Origin of the sequence: Paenibacillus sp. FSL F4-0097 (assembly GCF_038593125.1) — a bacterium.
GTDB classification, from domain to species: Bacteria; Bacillota; Bacilli; order Paenibacillales; family Paenibacillaceae; genus Paenibacillus_AQ; species Paenibacillus_AQ odorifer.
Map to the genome: position 1 here is coordinate 6,444,006 of NZ_CP151965.1, position 19,875 is coordinate 6,463,880.

At 45.7% G+C, this 19,875-nt stretch carries 15 protein-coding genes; all 15 read right to left on the reverse strand.

From position 1 onward, the window contains the following. Positions 1-90 precede the first annotated feature (90 nt). The 15 genes from MHH86_RS29000 to MHH86_RS29070 all read right to left on the reverse strand — a co-directional run bounded on the left by MHH86_RS29000 (position 91) and on the right by MHH86_RS29070 (position 19,857). Positions 91-927, reverse strand: a complete 837-nt coding sequence (locus tag MHH86_RS29000) for a phosphoenolpyruvate hydrolase family protein (protein WP_042192344.1) — start codon at positions 925-927, stop codon at positions 91-93. A gap of 43 nt (positions 928-970) precedes the next feature. Then, positions 971-2,179 carry a Tm-1-like ATP-binding domain-containing protein gene (locus tag MHH86_RS29005; protein ID WP_076179797.1) on the reverse strand — a complete coding sequence of 403 codons (1,209 nt, stop codon included), beginning with the start codon at positions 2,177-2,179 and terminating at the stop codon, positions 971-973. 152 nt (positions 2,180-2,331) lie between these two features. Further along, positions 2,332-3,531: a phosphoenolpyruvate hydrolase family protein gene (locus tag MHH86_RS29010; protein WP_076144658.1), complete on the reverse strand. Its 1,200-nt coding sequence runs from the start codon at positions 3,529-3,531 to the stop codon at positions 2,332-2,334. 137 nt (positions 3,532-3,668) lie between these two features. After that, complete coding sequence (argH, locus tag MHH86_RS29015; protein ID WP_036678523.1) at positions 3,669-5,084, reverse strand: argininosuccinate lyase; 1,416 nt, start codon at positions 5,082-5,084, stop codon at positions 3,669-3,671. Positions 5,085-5,178: 94 nt separating this feature from the next. Further along, on the reverse strand, positions 5,179-6,414 hold the full coding sequence (locus MHH86_RS29020; RefSeq protein WP_042192353.1) for an argininosuccinate synthase: 1,236 nt from the start codon (positions 6,412-6,414) through the stop codon (positions 5,179-5,181). A 311-nt stretch (positions 6,415-6,725) separates the two neighbouring features. Continuing rightward, complete coding sequence (gene argF / locus MHH86_RS29025) at positions 6,726-7,694, reverse strand: ornithine carbamoyltransferase (RefSeq protein ID WP_076316167.1); 969 nt, start codon at positions 7,692-7,694, stop codon at positions 6,726-6,728. After that, the gene (locus tag MHH86_RS29030) at positions 7,691-8,977 is read right to left on the reverse strand and encodes an acetylornithine transaminase (RefSeq protein WP_036678520.1); all 1,287 of its coding nucleotides are present in this window, start codon (positions 8,975-8,977) and stop codon (positions 7,691-7,693) included. Before MHH86_RS29030 ends, argF begins: the two co-directional genes overlap by 4 nt. Positions 8,978-9,046: 69 nt before the next feature. Further along, a complete protein-coding gene (gene argB, locus MHH86_RS29035) occupies positions 9,047-9,877 on the reverse strand; it encodes an acetylglutamate kinase (RefSeq protein ID WP_051491025.1) in 831 nt (276 codons plus the stop codon). A gap of 41 nt (positions 9,878-9,918) precedes the next feature. Then, positions 9,919-11,151 (reverse strand): bifunctional ornithine acetyltransferase/N-acetylglutamate synthase, encoded by a 1,233-nt coding sequence (argJ, locus tag MHH86_RS29040; protein WP_036678517.1) that lies wholly within the window; start codon positions 11,149-11,151, stop codon positions 9,919-9,921. A gap of 20 nt (positions 11,152-11,171) precedes the next feature. Beyond that, positions 11,172-12,221, reverse strand: coding sequence for an N-acetyl-gamma-glutamyl-phosphate reductase (gene argC / locus MHH86_RS29045; protein WP_218640713.1), 1,050 nt, complete (start codon positions 12,219-12,221; stop codon positions 11,172-11,174). A gap of 183 nt (positions 12,222-12,404) precedes the next feature. Further along, positions 12,405-13,289: a YitT family protein gene (locus MHH86_RS29050; RefSeq protein WP_076316166.1), complete on the reverse strand. Its 885-nt coding sequence runs from the start codon at positions 13,287-13,289 to the stop codon at positions 12,405-12,407. Positions 13,290-13,388: 99 nt separating this feature from the next. Then, positions 13,389-14,502, reverse strand: a protein-coding gene (prfB, locus tag MHH86_RS29055) for a peptide chain release factor 2 (RefSeq protein WP_143758633.1) whose coding sequence is annotated in 2 segments (ribosomal slippage) — positions 13,389-14,429 and positions 14,431-14,502 — 1,113 coding nt in all. Because the reading frame shifts where the segments join, the coding sequence is not laid out codon by codon here. Between the two features lie 366 nt (positions 14,503-14,868). After that, positions 14,869-17,376 carry a preprotein translocase subunit SecA gene (gene secA, locus MHH86_RS29060; RefSeq protein WP_036678509.1) on the reverse strand — a complete coding sequence of 836 codons (2,508 nt, stop codon included), beginning with the start codon at positions 17,374-17,376 and terminating at the stop codon, positions 14,869-14,871. A gap of 269 nt (positions 17,377-17,645) precedes the next feature. Beyond that, complete coding sequence (gene raiA / locus MHH86_RS29065) at positions 17,646-18,194, reverse strand: ribosome-associated translation inhibitor RaiA (protein WP_036678506.1); 549 nt, start codon at positions 18,192-18,194, stop codon at positions 17,646-17,648. 229 nt (positions 18,195-18,423) lie between these two features. Continuing rightward, positions 18,424-19,857 (reverse strand): S-layer homology domain-containing protein, encoded by a 1,434-nt coding sequence (locus tag MHH86_RS29070; protein WP_051491023.1) that lies wholly within the window; start codon positions 19,855-19,857, stop codon positions 18,424-18,426. Between the last annotated feature and the right edge of the window lie 18 nt (positions 19,858-19,875).

A 19,875-nucleotide genomic window follows, 5' to 3' on the forward strand; every position in this document is an offset into this window, starting at 1 on the left:
CACCTTAATATCTGTTCTACTCAGATTGCCCTCTTCGGAGGGTTCTTCTCGCTTAATTGCTTACCGTCCTTATAAGAACGCCGAAGGCAATTATGCTTGTTTGGTGATTTTTTTAAATAATCCAGTCTGTTCTGTGATTCCTTTTTCAGCAGCAAATCTTTCAATACTCGATGCACCAAAGAATCCGTCTATGCCTTCTGTCCGTTCAATTACGTACGCCGCATCTTCTGGCTCTGCAATCGGTCCGCCGTGACAAATTACCATAATATCTGGATTTACTGCTTTCCCTGCTTTAATAATCGCTTCGATTCTTTCTACACAATCATCCAATGTAAGAGCGGTCTTAGCTCCAATTGTACCTTTGGTAGTTAAGCCCATATGTGCCACCAAAATATCCGCTCCTGCTTCTGCCATAGCCTTAGCTTGCTCAGGATCAAACACATAAGGAGTGGTGAGCATATCCAATTCATGCGCAGCTCTAATCATATCTACTTCTAAACCATATCCCATGCCGGTCTCTTCTAGATTCTGTCTGAATACGCCATCGATCAAACCTACAGTTGGGAAGTTTTGTACGCCGCTAAAACCTTGTTCCTTAAGTTGTTTTAAATAAACCTCCATTACTCTAAATGGATCTGTTCCGCATACGCCTGCTAATACAGGGGTGTTTTTTACAACAGGCAATACTTCCGAGCCCATTTCGACTACAATTTGGTTGGCATCCCCATAAGATAATAACCCTGCCAGTGATCCACGGCCTGCCATTCTGTATCTTCCTGAATTATAAACAATCAGCATATCTGCTCCGCCAGCTTCACTGCTTTTTGCAGTAATTCCTGTGCCAGCCCCCACGCCTAAAAGAATCTTTCCATTTGCCACTTCTTCTCTAAACTTCGCCATGATTTCAGTTCTTGTATTTTTGTTCATGTGTAACGCCTCCATTTAAATATTTATTTATCTTATAAAAATCTTATTTGCTCATGAGATCTATTAGCTTCTGCGCTGCTGCTTCTGCAAACTCCACATCATTAATGGCACAATCCATTTCGATAACCTCGACAACATTTCTGTTTACACCATTTCTTAAGGTATCAAATAACATTTGATCTTCCTCTACCCCATAAAAAGCTTCCCCTGCGACATCAATGCCGGATATCCCTTTAAGCGGCAGCATTAACACCGTTTTCTCTTTGGCCATATTTAATTTCTCGACAAGCTTTTTGCCGATGGCTTCATTTTCTTCTACTGTTGTTCTCATCAGAGTAACTGTTGGATTGTGTTTATAAAACTTATGTCCAGCAAATTTGGCTGGTACCGTATCATAAGGGCCAAAGTTGCACATATCAAGCGCACCTACCGAGACAACCTGTGGAATATGATGTTTACCAGCAGCTTCTAACCGATGAGGTCCAGCATTTAGCACACCACCAATAATTTCGTCCGCCCATTCTGTTGTGGTCAGATCCAATACACCTTCAATAAAACCAGCCTCGATTAGCGCTTCCATGGACTGGCCACCTACACCTGTTGCATGGAATACAAGCACTTCATATCCTCTAGCTTCAAGATAGTTACGGGCTGCCGTCACACAGGGGGTTGTTACCCCAAACATGGTTGTAGCTACTAATGGTTTTTTCTCTATCACTTGTTTATTCTCAAATTTAAGCATACCGGCGATGGCGAAAGCTGCATTGGTAAAAATCTTTGTTGAAATGGAGTTCAGACCAGCAACATCTACAACTGATGGCATCATGACAATATCACTAGTGCCTACATATGGAGCAGTATTCCCTGAAGCTACGGTCGAAACCATCACTTTTGGTACACCAATAGGCAATGCCCGCATACCAGGGGTTACAAGTGAAGTGCCTCCAGTGCCCCCAAAGGAGATAATTCCATCAAATTTGCCTTGCTTATATAATTCAGGTACTAATTTTTCCATACCTTTGGCTAATAATTCTGTTGCTAGTGCTCTATCTTTTTTGGCAACGAGCTCATCTATACTTACACCCGCGGCTGCTGCTACTTCTCTATTAGAGATATCCGGTGTAAACGTGGGCTCAAACACACCTGTATGAATTGTAAACGTACCCAGCTCCAAGCTTTCCAATAAATTTTTAATGTAGAGATATTCTTCACCCTTGGTGTCAAAAGTTCCGGCAATAGCAATCGTCTTCATTTCTTCAACCTCCTCTTCAAATATCTACAACAAGAAATATAAGGATAATGTATTATGTGAAACTTATGCTTTCTTATATTTCAAAAAAAAGCATGATCAACTTATGAGTTAATCATACTTCTTTGATTTATGGATGAAAACGCTTTTATGTCTTATGTTTTTGTGTTTATGTTAGATTTATATTGTTTTGGAGAGAACCCTTTATACTTCTTGAACATTTTGCTAAACTGCGCATAATCCTGGTATCCAACTAATGGCGCTAGCTCAGATAACTGGATATGGTCTCTATGTAATATTTCCGCCGCCTTATCCATCCGAAATTGCACGAGATACGTTTGAAAGCTACAACCTACTTTTTTGGTAAACAAACTACTCAAGTAACTTCGGGATACATGTGCCACCTTAGCTAAATCTGCAAACAAGATCTCATTCATATAATTTTGAGCTACGTATTCTTTTACAAATTCAACATAATCATAGTGCTTTGTGATGCCGTCTAACATTTTGACCATAAAATCATCTTCATCCAGCGTCCCCGACACTTTAAAAGCTTTGGTTATATTCGTAATGGACTTCTCCGATGGAATTCTTTCAAAAGCAGAGCCTCCGATATATCCCATCAAGTTTTGATTATTGCTGTACATATATTGCACATCAATTGGCGTTTTCACCGGACCACCGTAAACCAGCTTAATTAAATCTGGCTTTAGCTCATTGCATGTATTAAATATCTTGTCCGCTTTAACCTTGGCCGCTTCCAGAGAGAATACTTTTTTAGCGCCTAATAACCCGCCTTCTGTTAGACCTAGATGTGCACAAATAATATCCGCTCCAGCCTCAATCATCTGTGCTGCCTGGATTTCGTCAAATACAAAAGCAATGGTAAACAAATTCTTCTCATGGGCTATTCTTATGGCTTCTACTTCAAGTAGATAACCATTCCCCTCTTCTTCGAGCGCTTCTCCAAATTGACCATCTATTAAACCAACCGTGGGGTAATTATTAATGCCGGCGAAGCCTCTATTCTTTATTTCACTTATATAGGATTCCATATCTTTGGTCGGATCAGTTGCATTGAGGCCAAAAATAATAGGGATATCTCTGACCAACGGTATGATCTCTCTAGATGCAAAGTCCATCACCATATCATTGCTATTACAAAATGGTAAAATACCAGCGAGAGAGCTCCTCCCCATCTGGCGAAATTTACCCGAGTTTAACATCAGAATAAAATCAGCTCCACCTTGCTTCGCATACTTTGCCGTTATACCAGCACCGGTGGCTACTCCAATAATATGATTGCCTACTTTTAATTCCGATCTAAGCTCGTCTAGGATTTGCTTTCTGTTCATATCTACGAACCCTCCTATCCTAACCTAAGGATAACCGTAAAGAACACTGCTAATCCAGTCATAGTTCATTTAGTTAATAAAAAAAATCCCGCCTGACACCTATAAAGGTCTGAGGCGAGATTTGATATTAATACGGTTTACAATATAGCATCCCCGTGTTGTACAACCCATTCATTAGCTTCGTGCAATGCCAGCTCTGCGCGTTCAATTGCAGCCTTCACCTGCACGGTGGCTGTGCCGCCATAAACGTTACGAGCGTTAACTACAGCTTCCGGTTGAAGAACAGCATAGATATTCTCGTCGAAAAGCGGCGAGAATTGCTTGAACTCTTCCAGGGTCAAATCCAACAAGAATTTGCCTTCGTTGATGCAGTAGAGTACCGTTTTCCCGATTACCTCATGCGCTTGGCGGAAAGGAAGCCCCTTGCCTACCAAGAAGTCAGCGATATCCGTTGCATTCGAGAAATCCGTGTTCACCGCTTCACGCATACGACCTTTGTTCACCTTCATAGTGGAGATCATCGGCGCGAACAATTGTAGTGCACCAGTCAGCGTAGTAACCGTATCGAACATGCCTTCTTTGTCTTCCTGCATATCCTTGTTGTACGCCAGTGGCAATGATTTCAGCACCGTCAGTAAGCCAATCAGGTTGCCGTAAACACGGCCTGTTTTGCCCCGTACCAGTTCTGGTACGTCAGGGTTCTTCTTCTGCGGCATAATGCTGCTGCCTGTGCAGAAAGCATCATCCAGTTCTACAAAGCTGAACTCTGTGCTGCTCCACAGCACCAGTTCCTCACTGAGTCTGGATAGATGTGTCATGATAAGGGAAGCATTCGCCAAGAACTCCACGATGAAATCGCGGTCGCTGACAGCATCCAGACTGTTCTCATACACACTGTCAAAACCCAGTTGTTCCGCTACAAAATGACGGTCAATCGGGAAGGTCGTTCCAGCAAGCGCTCCTGCTCCGAGTGGCAGCACGTTGATCCGTTTGTAGCTGTCCGTCAGACGTTCTGCATCGCGGCGGAACATCGATACGTAAGCCAGCAAGTGATGAGCAAACAGGATCGGCTGTGCCCGTTGCAAATGCGTATAACCAGGGATGATGGTCTCCACATTGTCTTTTGCTTGTTCGATCAAAGCTTCCTGCAGCTCATGCAGCAAACTAACTAGCTCAACTACACGGCCACGTAAGTAAAGGTGCATGTCCGTCGCCACTTGATCGTTACGGCTACGTCCTGTGTGCAGTTTACCACCAACTGGACCGATTTCCTCGATCAGATGTTTTTCAATATTCATATGGATGTCTTCATCCGATACTGAGAAAACAACCTCTCCAGCATTAACCTTGTCCAGCACTTTGTTCAGACCTTGTTTGATTGTTTCCACGTCTTCTTGTGGAAGGATTCCGCATTTGCCCAGCATCGTGACATGCGCCAGACTGCCTTGCACATCCTCTTTGGCCAAAGCCTTATCAAATCCAATGGAAGCCGTATATTCCTCCACCAGCTTGTTTGTTCCTTTAGTAAACCGTCCGCCCCAAAGCTTGCTCACCTGTAGTTTCCTCCTCTTGGACGCCAGAGGGCCGCTCCTATCCTGACGGGAGGAACGGCCTTCGGGGTTGCCCGTTTAAGTTTATGTTATCGTTCTATTTCGAAGCTCCATTTACACCTGTAGAAACCTTAAGGCGCAATGCGTTCAAGTGGATAAAACCAGTTGCATCCCCTTGATCATAAGCTTGTGTAGGATCAGCTTCCATCGTTGCAATTTCAGGGTTGTACAGGCTGACTGGGCTCTTCACTCCAGCGCCGATGATGTTGCCTTTGTACAGTTTAAGACGAACAGTACCTGTTACATTTTGCTGGCTCTGTGTTACAAGAGCTTGCAGTGCAATACGCTCTGGTGCGAACCAGAAACCGTTATACACCAAAGTGCTGTAACGGGTGATCAGGCTGTCACGCAGGTTCATCACTTCACGGTCCATCGTGATGGACTCCATTTTGCGATGAGCGACGAACAGGATTGTTCCACCCGGAGTCTCATACACACCACGGCTCTTCATGCCGACAAAACGGTTCTCAACCATATCCACACGTCCGATACCGTGTTTACCGCCCAGCTCGTTCAATTTCTCCATCACTTGAAGTGGGTTTAAGGACTCACCATTCAGCGCTACGCAGTCTCCCTTAACGAAATCGAGTTCCAAATATTCCGCTTCATCCGGAGCATCCTCTGGAGCGTTGCTCAGTAGGAACATTCCTTTGTTCTCTGGTGCACTTGGATCAAACCAAGGATCTTCCAGTACGCCGCTCTCATAGCTGATATGCAGCAAGTTACGGTCCATCGAATACGGCTTCGCCGCAGAGGCTTGTACCGGAATATCATTAGCTTCCGCATAAGCGATCATTTCCGCACGACCTGGGAATTGATTGCGGAACTCTTCTAGACGCCAAGGTGCGATCACCTTGATGTTCGGAGCCAATGCAGCTACGCCAAGCTCGAAACGGACTTGGTCGTTCCCTTTGCCTGTCGCGCCGTGCGCGATAGCCGTTGCGCCTTCAGCGATGGCGATATCTACCATGCGCTTAGCGATCAATGGACGAGCAATACTAGTTCCGAGCAAGTATTGGCCTTCATAAAGTGCGCCAGATTGGAACATCGGGTAGATGAAATCGCTAGCGAACTCATCGCGCAGATCGTCGATGTATACTTTCGATGCGCCAGTAGCAAGTGCTTTTTCCTCCAGACCGTCGAGCTCTTCTTTTTGGCCGATATCGGCTGTGAAGGCGATGATCTCCGCGTCATAGGTTTCTTTAAGCCATTTCAAAATAACGGATGTATCCAATCCGCCGGAATAGGCGAGTACAATTTTTTCTTTAGCCATGGTGTGGCAACTTCCTTTCGTGTGGGGGGTATAAGATTCGCTTAAATGCGCTTATAGAACTCCGGTGATAAAGCGCAACTACGTGAAATGTTTGGACTTCCGGTCGCTGTTATAATCAGATTTCTATGATTGTAGTCTGCCTTCGCAGATGAAATCTGATTATAAAGGCGAACGCTAACGCTCCTACAGTTCCAAACTTTCACTTCATTGCTCCGCACCGGAATTCCAGCGCTACTTATTAAGTTCATCTTATATAGTATTTTATATAATCTTAGACCAATATAAGTTCAATCCTAATTATCTATAATTCCTTAACTCATCAACGCAGCCATTAAAGCTTTTTGCGCATGCAGGCGGTTCTCAGCCTGATCAAAGATCACCGAGTTAGGGCCGTCAATCACGCCTGTGCTGACCTCTTCCTCACGGTGGGCTGGCAGACAGTGCAGGAAGAGATAATCGCTCTTAGCGCCTTTTACAAGCTCCTCATTGACCTGATAGTCCTTGAATGCCGCTTCGCGTGCCTTTTGCTCCTCCTCGAAGCCCATACTCGCCCATACATCTGTATAGATGACGTCAGCGTCTTGTACAGCTTCTTGCGGGCTGCGAGTGATCACAATCTTCGCTCCGGTTTCTTTAGCGATCTCACGAGCTTCTGCGACAACCGCTTCATCCGGCTCATAACCTTCCGGTCCGGCGATAGATACGTCCACGCCCAGCTTAGCTCCGCCAATCATTAAGGAATGCGCCATATTGTTGCCATCGCCGATGTAAGCCAGCTTCAGGCCCTTGAGCTTTCCTTTGTGCTCATAAATCGTTTGATAATCGGCCAGCACTTGGCAAGGATGTGCCAGGTCACTAAGACCGTTGATTACGGGAATAGAAGCATAACGAGCGAGATCTTCAACCTTGTCATGGCCGAAGGTACGGATCATAATTCCATCGAGATAACGCGACATTACTTGCGCTGTATCTCCAACAGTTTCTCCGCGTCCAAGCTGGATATCATTTTTGCTCAAGAAAAGGGCATGCCCTCCCAGCTGATACATTCCAACTTCAAACGACACACGCGTACGTGTAGAGGATTTTTCAAAAATAAGTCCAATCGTCTTTCCCTTCAGCGGCTGAAATTCTTCGCCATTTTTCTGCTTCTTCTTCAGCTCAATCGCCGATTCAATCAGATACGTAATTTCCTCCGGGCTGTAATCGTTCAGCTCCAGTAAATCACGGCCTTTCAGTTGCTGCGCAATGGTGTGTTTGTTACTCTGTACGCCCTGACTCATGAGCTTACCTCCCCGTTTGCTTGTTTAGCATAAGTATGAATGAGTTCGCATAGGATGTCCACCGCTTGGTCGATCTCCTCTTTGCTTACATATAGATTTGGCAGCAGACGAAGAACATTAGGACCGGCTGTCACGAACAACAGGCCTTTCTTTTGTCCAGCCAGTACAATATCGCCTACTGGGGATTGACATTCAATCCCGATCAACAGCCCTTTACCACGGATATCCTTCACAAAAGAACAGTCCGCCAGCTTCTCTTTCAAAAGGCCTGTCAGGTATTTACCCATTTCTTCGGCGCGCTGTGGAAGCTCATCTTCCAGCATCGTCTCAATCGTCGCTGCCATAACAGCTGTTGCTAGCGGTGTTCCCCCGAAGGTGGACGCATGGCTGCCCGCTGAGAAGGCTTCACGCAAATATCCTTTGCCAAGCATTAAACCTGCCGGGAACCCACTAGCAATCCCCTTTGCCAAGGTGAAAATATCCGGTTCAATTCCATAATGCTGATGAGCGAACAGCTTGCCTGTACGTCCCATACCTGTCTGTACTTCATCTACAATCAGAAGCAATCCGTGTTTCTTACACAAGGCCACTACAGCGTTCAAGAACTCAGGTTCTACCTCAAGCACGCCACCCTCTGCAAGTACCATCTCCAGCATGATAGCAGCTGTATGATCTCCGATAGCAGCTTCTAACGCTGGGAGATCATGCAAGGGTACGGTCTTGAAACCTGCTGGAAGCGGCAGGAAGCCTTCTTTTACCTTTTGCTGGCCTGTAGCTGTTAGTGTTGCTAGTGTACGTCCATGGAAGGATTGTTCGAATGTGATAACCTCATAACGGTCGACACCTTTAATCTTCTGATGGTAACGGCGGGCCAGCTTAATAGCAGCCTCATTCGCTTCTGCCCCGCTATTGCAGAAAAATACTTGATCAGCGCAGCTATTCTCTGTCAGAAGGTTGGCAACTTTATCTTGTCCCGGAATATGGAACAGATTCGAGACATGCCAGAGCGTATCAATCTGATCCTTCAGCTTAGCGCCGACTTTTTCAGGAGCATGACCTAGACTGGTCACAGCCAATCCACTGGTGAAATCCAGATACTTATTGCCTTTATCATCCCATACCCAGGTACCCTTGCCTTTAACTAAGCTGATATCATATCTGGCGTAAGAAGGGAACACTGCACTCAGCTTGCCTGCTGTAACATCCGGTGTACCTGATCCTACTGTATCGGTCTGCTGTGCCCCTGCTTGCGAATCCAACTCCGCTTGTGTAAGCTTGCTCATTCTAAGTCACTCTCCCATCGGCTGCTCCTGTGAACAGGCTGCGCCTCTAATTTGTATTCATCTATGATTCTACGAACGAATAATACGTGTACCTATCGCTTCACCTTGCAGTACTCGACTAAGCACCCGCGGTTCTTTTCCATCCACAATGATAACCTCTGATACGCTGCCCTGAATGCAATCTATAGCTGCCCGCACTTTAGGGATCATGCCACCGTAGATTTCTCCACTTTCGATCAAGGCTTCAATTTCCTGTACAGTAACGGAGGGAAGCACAATCTTTTCACCTTCCACTGTACTCATGATGCCTGGCACATCTGTGACGACGATCATTTTGGGAGACTCCACATAGGAAGCAACTGCCCCTGCTGCCGTATCTGCGTTAATATTGTAGCGCTGACCTGCTGCATCTACTCCGATAGGAGCAATGACAGGAATATAACCCATCCCAACAATACCAGTTATGATCTCAGCCTTAACTTCCGTTACTTCTCCTACCAAACCTACTTCGGCGCTGTTCGCCACTGGTTTAGCAAGGATCATATTCCCATCGATGCCCGAAAGCCCCAGAGCTAGACCGCCGCTCCCTTGAATTCGCCGGACAATCGCCTTGTTTATACTCCCTGCCAGGGTCATCTCTACAACATCTAGTACTTCCTCGGTGGTTACTCGCAGGCCATTCACAAAGCTGCTTTCAATGCCCAGTTTCGCTAGATTCTCAGAAATGGCTGGCCCTCCACCATGAACAATTACTGGCTGAATGCCCTCCTCCTGCAAATCTCGCAAATCCTCAAAAAAAGAATCAGGTAGAGCCGCAAGTGTACTGCCGCCGCATTTCATTACAAACAATCCACTACCATCTAAAGCATCTATAAGTTCAAGCTCGCTATTTAGCGTCATATGATCGGTATCCTTCCCTTATGGGCTTAACACGCCATAAATTAAGTGCGATATGCAGCGTTAATACGCACATAATCGTAAGTTAGGTCACAGCCCCAAGCCGTTGCTTTTCCGCTTCCATCATGCAGATCTACAGTGATCAGCACAGTTTCACTTTTTTGCAAATAGGCCAAAGCCTTTTCCTCGTCAAAAGCAACTGGCTTCGAGTGCAAAAGCACCTCAATATCCCCTAACGAAATGTTCACATGCTCCGGCGATACCGGAACACCCGCGCGTCCAACCGCAGCAATAATCCGCCCCCAGTTCGCATCCGCTCCAAAAATAGCAGATTTCACTAGACTAGAACCAACCACTGTCTTAGCAATCGCTGCCGCCGCCTCATCATGAACAGCACCATTCACTTGAACCTCAATCAGGTGAGTTGCACCTTCGCCATCTCGAGCAATCGCTTTGGCAAGCGTCTGGCACACATAAGTGAATCCAGCAGCAAAAGCGTCCCAATCCGGATGCAGCCGTGTCAGCTTCTCATTACCGGCAAGCCCACTCGCCATCGACACTAACATATCATTGGTGCTAGTATCTCCATCGACTGTAATCATATTAAAAGTAACATTCGTAGCTGAACGCAAAAGACTAAGTAAATCCTCCGCTGCAATATCAGCATCCGTGGTCATAAAGCCAAGCATAGTAGCCATGTTAGGATGGATCATCCCTGAGCCCTTTGCTGCTCCCGCAATTGTAACTTCTACACCGCCAACGAGCACCTTCACGGCAATCTCTTTTTTAACTAAATCGGTGGTAAGAATAGCTTGGCAGAATTCCTCCGCGCCAATAGCTCCACCGTCCAGCTTCTCTGGTATTGCAGTAATCCCGCTACGTACGCAGTCCATCTTCAACAGTTCACCAATAACTCCGGTCGAAGCAACTGCCACATCATTAACGGCCACACCTAAATGCTGAGCCGCAGCAGCGCGCATCTCATAAGCATCTGCTTCACCTTGTTCGCCTGTGCAGGCATTGGCATTCCCGCTGTTCACGATAACCGCCTGCAATACTCCGTTCGAAAGGCTTTCGCGAGTCACTTTCAGCGGAGCTGCCTGAAAAACATTCGTCGTATATACGGCCGCAGCTGTTGCCGGAACTTCACACAGAATCACTCCGAGATCGTTGCGATCTGTTTTTTTTAATCCACAATGCAATCCTCCGGACTTAAAACCCTTAGGTGAAGTGATGCTTCCACCCTCCAAGGTGGTAAATAACTCAATCTCGCTCATATTATTTGTACCGCTGATCCTTATGGATACACAGGTGTGTAGCCGAGGCCAAGGGTTTCCTCCCATCCCATCATCAAATTAAGGTTCTGTATTGCCTGCCCTGCCGCACCTTTTACAACATTATCAATGACGGAGACTATGGTCACCCGCCCTGTACGAGTATCTGTTGCAAATCCGATATCACAATAATTAGAGCCGCTAACTTCTTTTGTCGCCGGAATCACACCTACATCACGCACCCGCACATATGGCCGGCCCGCATAATATTCACGGTATAAATTCACAAAATCCTGCTCCGTATAATTGTCCGTCATCCCTGCATACATCGTACTCATAATTCCCCGGCTCATCGGCACGAGATGTGTGGTGAACGTTACCGTTACCTTTTCTCCAGCAACCTCTGTTAGTGTCTGCTCAATTTCTGGTATATGTTGATGCTTATTGATTTTATAAGCTTTAAAGTTCTCATTAATCTCTGCATAATGCACCATAAGGCTTGTTCCGCGTCCTGCTCCAGTAACTCCTGATTTAGCATCAATAATAATACTGTCGTGTTTAATCCAACCTGCCTGAATTGCAGGAATTAGTCCAAGAAGTGTAGCTGTAGGATAACAGCCTGGATTAGATATAAAATCTACCCCAGCCGCACGCTCTCCAAACACCTCGCAAAGTCCGTATACAGCCTGCTCTAGATATTCATCAGCCGGAGCGGGATGTTTATACCAGTGCTCATACTCTGCACCATCCTTCAATCGGAAATCACCGGACAGATCCACGACCTTAAGTCCAGCTTCCAGCAGCTGCGGTACCAGCTTTGCGCTCACACCCGACGGCGTCGCCGTAAATACCACATCCGCCCGCTCAGCCATCTGAGCCGGGTCAACGCCATCCAGCCTTCGATCAATGATGCCCGTCAAATGCGGAAAACCTTCCTCTATAGCATCCCCTGCACTTGATGAGGAAATTACCGAAGTAATCTCTACCTTAGGATGACTTTGTAGCAGCCGAATCAGCTCTACGCCCCCATAACCCGTTGATCCAACAATCGCCGCTCTCAGCTTGCCTTCCACTGTCATCCCCACTTCCTGCTTATCATGAATTATAATAAATAATATAATGCATACCGTCTTAGAAATATGTATTATTATACGACTCAATTAATATAAATACAACACATAGTGTTAACTTTCTTTATTCCTAAATATAATTGTATTTACAAAAAAAGAGAAGCATAGCTTCTCCTTGAGGAGAAATTACACTTCTCTTTTAAACCCTTCACCCAGTACCTCATGCGCCTCAGTTATAATCACAAAAGCACTAGTATCTACCGATTGAACAATCGCTTTTAATCTGGAAACCTCATTCTGGCCTACTACAACCATCAACACCGTACGCTCATCACCAGTATAACCGCCATGTGCATCCAGCTTCGTCAGACCCCGATCCAGATCATTCAAAATCGCCTCAGATATTTCTTCCGTCTTGTCCGAGATTATGTAAGCCACCTTTGTATAACGGAAGCCTACCTCTATCGCATTAATGGCCTTACCTGTAACAAACAGACCGATCAGTGCATATAGTGCTTGTTCCATACCGAGTATAAAAGCAGCCAGCACAATGACCGTCCCGTCCAACAGCACTACGGAAATCGAGAAGCTGAGACCGGATATCTTTTGAATAATCTGCGCCAAAATAGTAAGTCCACCTGTCGAGCCCCGTCCGCGGAACACAAGACCTAACCCCACCCCCACACAGATACCGCCATAAATGGAAGCTAAGAGTGGATTGGTGGTAGGTGCAGGCAAATCTTTTGTCAACAAGATAAAGAGCGGCAACACAAAGCTCCCAAGCAGCGAGCGAACTCCGTATTGTTTACCCAAGAAGATTACCCCGAGTACAAACAACGGAATATTAAGCGACCACTGCGTAAATGCCGGTTCAGCCCCAAACCAAGCTTCAGCCAATACAGACAGACCGGATACACCACCAGAAGCAATATGATTAGGCAGAAAAAAAAGATTAAACCCCAGCGCTGTAACTAGCGATCCGAGCAAAATTAACATCGTATCCACCACATGTCGGAGTGGCCCATTCAGAGGAATCAGTGGGGGTTTATTACGTGAATTGACTTTTTGCATTTCAAAGGCTCTCCTTAAAGTGTCATCTTGCTCTACGAAAGAAGAAACGGCCATCCCATCCTAATCCATGAATGGTATCCGTTTCCCCGAAACTCTCTTTTATTCTGCCTCAATCTTGATCTGGCTACGCAAGTAACCATCAATGAATGCATCAATATCTCCGTCCATCACAGCGCCAACATTCCCCGTTTCCACGGAAGTACGGTGATCCTTAACCATGTTATACGGATGGAATACATAGGAACGGATCTGACTGCCCCAAGCAATATCGGATTGCTCACCGCGAATCTCATCCAAATGCTGCTGTTGCTCTTGCAGTTTGCGCTCATATAGCTTGGAACGCAGCATTTTCATAGCTTGTTCGCGGTTTTTGATCTGTGAACGTTCGTTCTGACAGGTTACCACCACACCCGTAGGTAAGTGAGTAATCCGTACCGCGGAGTCTGTGGTATTAATATGCTGTCCACCGGCGCCACTTGCACGATACGTATCGATCTTAAGATCCTCCGTACGAATCTCAACCTCTACATCATCGGCAATTTCCGGAACGACATCACAGGATACAAAAGAAGTATGTCTTCTGCCCGAAGAGTCAAACGGAGAAATCCGTACTAGCCGATGTACACCTTTTTCAGCTTTCAGATATCCGTAGGCGTTGAAGCCTTTAATAAGTAGTGTGACACTCTTAATTCCCGCTTCATCACCCGGTAAGTAGTCCAGCACCTCAACCTTGAATCCACGTTTTTCAGCCCAACGAGTATACATCCGCAGCAGCATCTGGCCCCAGTCTTGGGATTCCGTACCGCCCGCACCCGGATGGAGCTCAAGAATAGCATTCAGCTTGTCATACGGCTGGTTAAGTAGCAATTGCAGCTCGAATTCATCAACTTTACTGCCTAAACTGCTGATCGTCTCCCCAATCTCTGCCGCAAGACCTTCATCGCCCTCTTCATCCGCAAGCTCCGCCATCATTGCAGCATCGTCGTATTCTTGTTGCAGCTTCTCGTATTGATCCACGGACGATTTCACGGCATTCATCTCGCCGATCACGCTCTGTGCCTGCTCTGGATTATCCCAGAAGCCTGGAGCAGCCATTTTTTCTTCAAAGTTCGAGATCATCTCTTGCTTAAGATCTAAGTCAAAGAGACCCCCTAAGGTCAGTTAGTTTCTTGCCTATTTCACGCAGATCCTGCTTTACATTAGCTTCAATCATATGGTCACTTCACCTTTCAAAATAGGTTGTTACGGTCCTCGCTATTGGAAAGTTAGTAATGAGTGAATGTTCAGCCATTCCGAGAAGGATTGGACTTCCGATCGCTGTTGTTTCCAGATTCCTTGAATTGATAACCGCATAGCGGTTGGAATCCAGAAACAAAGGCGATCACTCCGTTTCTCCAGTTCCAAACCTTCTCTCCATTCCTCATTCACTCAAGTGCTAAATATCCAAAAAAAGCGACTGGGCCGTAAACGGGGGATACCCCCGGGCCCAGCCGCTCTTTATGGTTAGTATACCCATAGAGATCAGGGTTAAAGACTTACATCTTCAACACCTGAATATGAGCGCTACTAAACGTTTGTCTTATGCGTTTTGACCGTGGCAGTTCTTGTACTTCTTGCCACTTCCGCAAGGGCAAAGATCATTACGACCAGCCGCAGCCTCAACATGTACCGGACGTTTCTCAGCAGGTTCGCTGTTAGTGGAAATTTTATTTTCCTCTACAACGGATTGACGCTCCTGATTTGTCTCGATGTGAGCCTTCATAATATAAGTAGCTACTTCTTCTTGAATCGTAGCCGTCATAGTATTAAACATTTCGAAACCTTCGAATTGATACTCGCGAAGTGGATCTGTACCACCGTAAGCACGCAGGTGAATCCCTTGACGCAATTGATCCATCGCATCGATGTGATCCATCCACTTGCTGTCTACAGAGCGCAGCACGATTACCTTCTCGAATTCACGCACCAATTCTGAACCCAGGCGTTCTTCACGAGCAGCATATTTCTCAAGTACACGTTCGAAGATGTACTCAATGATCTCTTCTGCTTCTTTGCCCCACAGAATATCGCGAGTCAAAGCACCTTCTTCAAGCAGCTTGCTGTTTACGTAATCAGCAACTTCTTGCAGCTCCCAGTTCTCAGGAATATCGTCACTGCAGTGTGCGTGAACAATACGTTCAATAACCGGCTTGATCATTTCAAGTACGATATCTTTAATATTTTCAGACTCCAGAATCTCACGGCGTTGTTTATAAATAATTTCACGCTGTTGATTCATCACGTCATCATATTGCAATACGACTTTACGAATATCAAAGTTATTACCTTCAACACGTTTCTGAGCAGATTCCACAGCACGCGTAATCATGCGGCTCTCAATCGGCTGATCTTCCTCAAACCCAAGGCGATCCATCATACTCAAAACGTTGTCAGCGCCAAAACGCTTCATCAACTCATCACCAAGGGATAAGTAGAATTGTGTAGAACCTGGGTCCCCTTGACGACCCGCACGACCACGCAGCTGGTTATCAATCCGGCGCGATTCATGACGCTCTGTACCAATGATATGCAGACCTCCAAGATCTGTCACACCTTCGCCCAGAACGATGTCCGTACCACGACCTGCCATGTTGGTAGCAATCGTAACTGTACCTGGCTGACCTGCATGTGTAATGATTTCAGCTTCAGCAGCGTGATGCTTCGCGTTAAGCACTTGGTGTCTAACGCCTTTGCGCTTCAGCATTTCAGATACGAGCTCTGAATTCTCAATCGATACTGTACCAACAAGTACAGGTTGGTTCTTTTTGTGACGCTCTACAATTTCTGCCACAACAGCGTTGAACTTACCGTTCTCACTCTTGTAGACGACATCTGGCATATCTATGCGCTGATTTGGTTTATTCGTAGGAACTTGAAGAACTTCAAGACCATAAATCTTCTTGAACTCTTCTTCCTCAGTTTTAGCTGTACCTGTCATACCGCCCAATTTGCGATACATACGGAAATAGTTCTGGAAAGTAATCGTAGCAAGCGTCATGCTCTCATTCTGTACTTCGATTTCTTCCTTCGCTTCAATCGCTTGGTGCAAACCGTCACTATAACGACGGCCTGACATTAAACGTCCCGTAAATTCATCAACAATAACGACCTCACCCTCGTTAACAACGTAGTCTACGTCACGACGCATAATTACGTTTGCTTTCAGGGCTTGGACGATATGGTGATTCAAGGTTACATGACTGTGATCATACAAGTTCTCAATACCAAAAGCGCGTTCAGCAGTAGCTACACCTTTTTCAGTCAAGGCTACGGACTTCACTTTGATATCAACTGTGTAGTCTTCTTCAGCTTTAAGCTTTTTCACAAAACGGTCTGCTGCAAAGTACAATTCAGTAGACTTCTCAGCTTGTCCGGAAATGATAAGAGGTGTACGGGCTTCATCAATAAGAATGGAGTCCACTTCATCAATAATACAGAAATAAAGAGGGCGCTGAACCATTTGTTCTTTATAAAGCACCATGTTGTCACGCAAATAATCGAAACCAAATTCGTTGTTCGTGCCATACGTAATATCGCAGGCGTAAGCATCTTGTTTATCAGCATGGTCCATACCGCTTAGGTTAACCCCAACCGTCATGCCCAGGAAGTTATAGATTTGTGCCATTTGTGCGCTGTCGCGCTGAGCCAAATAGTCATTGACCGTTACTACATGTACGCCTTTACCAAGCAAAGCATTCAGGTAAACCGGCAATGTTCCTACTAGAGTCTTACCTTCACCAGTCTTCATCTCGGAGATTCGGCCTTCATGCAGAGCCATACCACCAATTAATTGTACATCAAAATGCCGCATGCCAAGCGTCCGTTTGGAAGCTTCACGTACGGTTGCAAACGCCTCAGGAAGAATTTCTTCCAAGGTTTCGCCTTTCTCAATACGGGCGCGGAACTCTTCCGTCTTAGCTTTTAAAGCTTCATCGGATAGTGCTACAAATTCCGGCTCCAATCCATTAATTACATCGACTGTCTTCATGAGACGTTTAACGTCACGATCGTTTGTGTCTCCGAATATTTTCTTTACAAGTCCTAGCATGGTTAACCCCTTTCATGCAACACAGATGGTGGAACCGAGCCCATCCTCACAAAATTGAAAGGGCCATTTATAAATTCGATTCCGCTGCTTCATAAATTGTAACAGTTTGTAAGAGATGCCGCAATACAAGGTGTAACAGCCACATTTTTCATTTATACGCACAAGAGCCCTATTCGCAATAAGCGAATAGGGGCTCGGTTTAAATTTCTTAGGTTCTGACTAACTCTCGAGGCCCTTTATACTTAGAGCATAACTGGCATCATTATAACTTAGCCCTGTTCAATCAGTCCATATTTACCATCATCACGTTTGTAAACTACGCTAACTTCCGAGGTGTCGATATTGGAAAACACAAAGAAATTATGTCCTACCATGTTCATTTGAAGAATCGCTTCTTCCACATCCATCGGCTTCATCGTAAAGCGTTTGTTCCTAACCACTTCTAAATCATCATAATCTTGTTCTTCTACAGCAACAGCGGCACTAGCTCCATCCACAAACAGCGTTTTGAGTCCCTCTTGACGGAACTTCCGATTCAGCTTCGTTTTGTGTTTGCGAATTTGACGTTCCAGCTTGTCCACAACGGCGTCTATGGAAGCATACATGTCATCGCTGCGATCTTCCGCACGAAGCGTCACGCCAGCAAGCGGAATGGTTACTTCCACCGTATGAAGGCCGCGAACTACGCCAAGCGTCACAGACCCTTCAGAGGTAGGGGGTGCTTCGAAATACTTCTCAAGTTTGCTGAGCTTCTTATCAACATACTCTCTCAAAGCGTCGGTCACGTCAATTTGTTGACCTCGAATGGTGAATTGCATGGCCACTCCTCCTTTAGTTACACCTTCATTATACCAAATTGTAAGCGCTAAGTAAAAAGCAATTCCTTACAGCCCTTACATTTAGATAACAAATGTTGTCATAGCGTTCACAAATAAAACAAGTCCGGTAAGAGCAACCAATCGCCCTACCGGACCAAAAGTAAACCTGTCGTTATTATAGTACGGATTCCACTCTTATATTCTCCGAATGAAATCACATAAGGTCAGGCTATTTGGTATGAATTTGAATAATTTCTACAGGGGACCATTGAGAACCCGATCCTGCAATAACATATACCTTATAGGCAGTATTTGCTGCTAAACCAGTTAAAGTCTGTGTATGCTTTACACCAGGAGCAAACGTAAGCGTGTTAGTCCATGGAGCAGCCAATGCAGTACCGCTACCATTTTGACCTAAGGCAATCTGCGCTGCAGTAGGTGCCTTCTCATTTGCCGGCAATACTACATATCTAACTGGGGTTGTATCGCCACCTGTTACACCATATTTAACATATACATCTGCTGTAACTGTACTAACTTGTCCCGGCTCAAAAAGCGAAATCGAGCTAGCAGTAGCTTGAGCAGTAGTCAACCGAACTGTCGTTACAGTAGACAAGTTACCAGCTGCATCCGCAAGCGTGATATATGTTGCATATTCTGTACCAGGATTCAATCCGTAAACAGAGAATGTAACCGTTGTGTTAGCTACAGTCGCAACACTACCATGGATACCACTTGCAGTCCCGTTACTAATTTGTCCTTTTTCCACCTGTAATGCAGTTGGAGCAATTACATCAGCATTATAAGGAGCTACAACATAGTATACTGCACCAGTTACGGAAGGTGTCAGGTATACATCCGCTGTGACCGAACCAACATTACCGTAGGTTGCCCCACTTACTGTTGGCGCTGTGCTACTTCCGCCACCGTTACCACCGCCAGAACCTCCGCCAGTACTACCACCTGGAGCAGCAGTTGGGGTTGGTGTAGCTGTTGGTGTCGGAGTAGCCGTTGGAGTTGGTGTAGGTGTTACACCACCACCTGTGCCACTACCAGGATAATAGATAGCTGAAGTATTGATAATACCTACAGCCTCGGCACGTGTTAACGATCTCTTAGGACCAAAGGTTCCATCTGGATAACCGTTAACAATCTTCTTTTCCACTGCGGCTGCTACAGCACCTTTTGCCCATGCTGCAATTTGTGCATTGTCTTTAAATTTGTTCGAAGTTGTATTGGTGCTCAATTTAAGTAATTTTGCAGTAATTACAGCTGCTTCTTCTCTTGTAAGCGGATTATTAGGACGGAACGTATTATCCTCGTATCCTCCGATATATCCAGCTTCCACGGCTTTAGCCACTTCACTGTAATTCCAGTTTGTGCTCTTCATGTCTTTGAAAGTTACTGTTGCTTTAGTTGTAAACCCTAACAGGCGATTTACCATAGTCACATACTCACCACGCGTAATTGCTTTGTTTGGTTTTACCGTTCCATCTGGGTAGCCTCCAAGGTAACCTCTATCTAGCCATTCCTGCAGCTGACCTTGCGCCCAGTGGCCTTGAATATCCTTAGGTACAGCTGCAGCAGATACGCTGCCGAGAGACCCCAATAACATACTAGTACCTAATATTCCGGTCATAAGACCGCGCCACATCTTCTTCATCCTGCTAATCACCCTCCT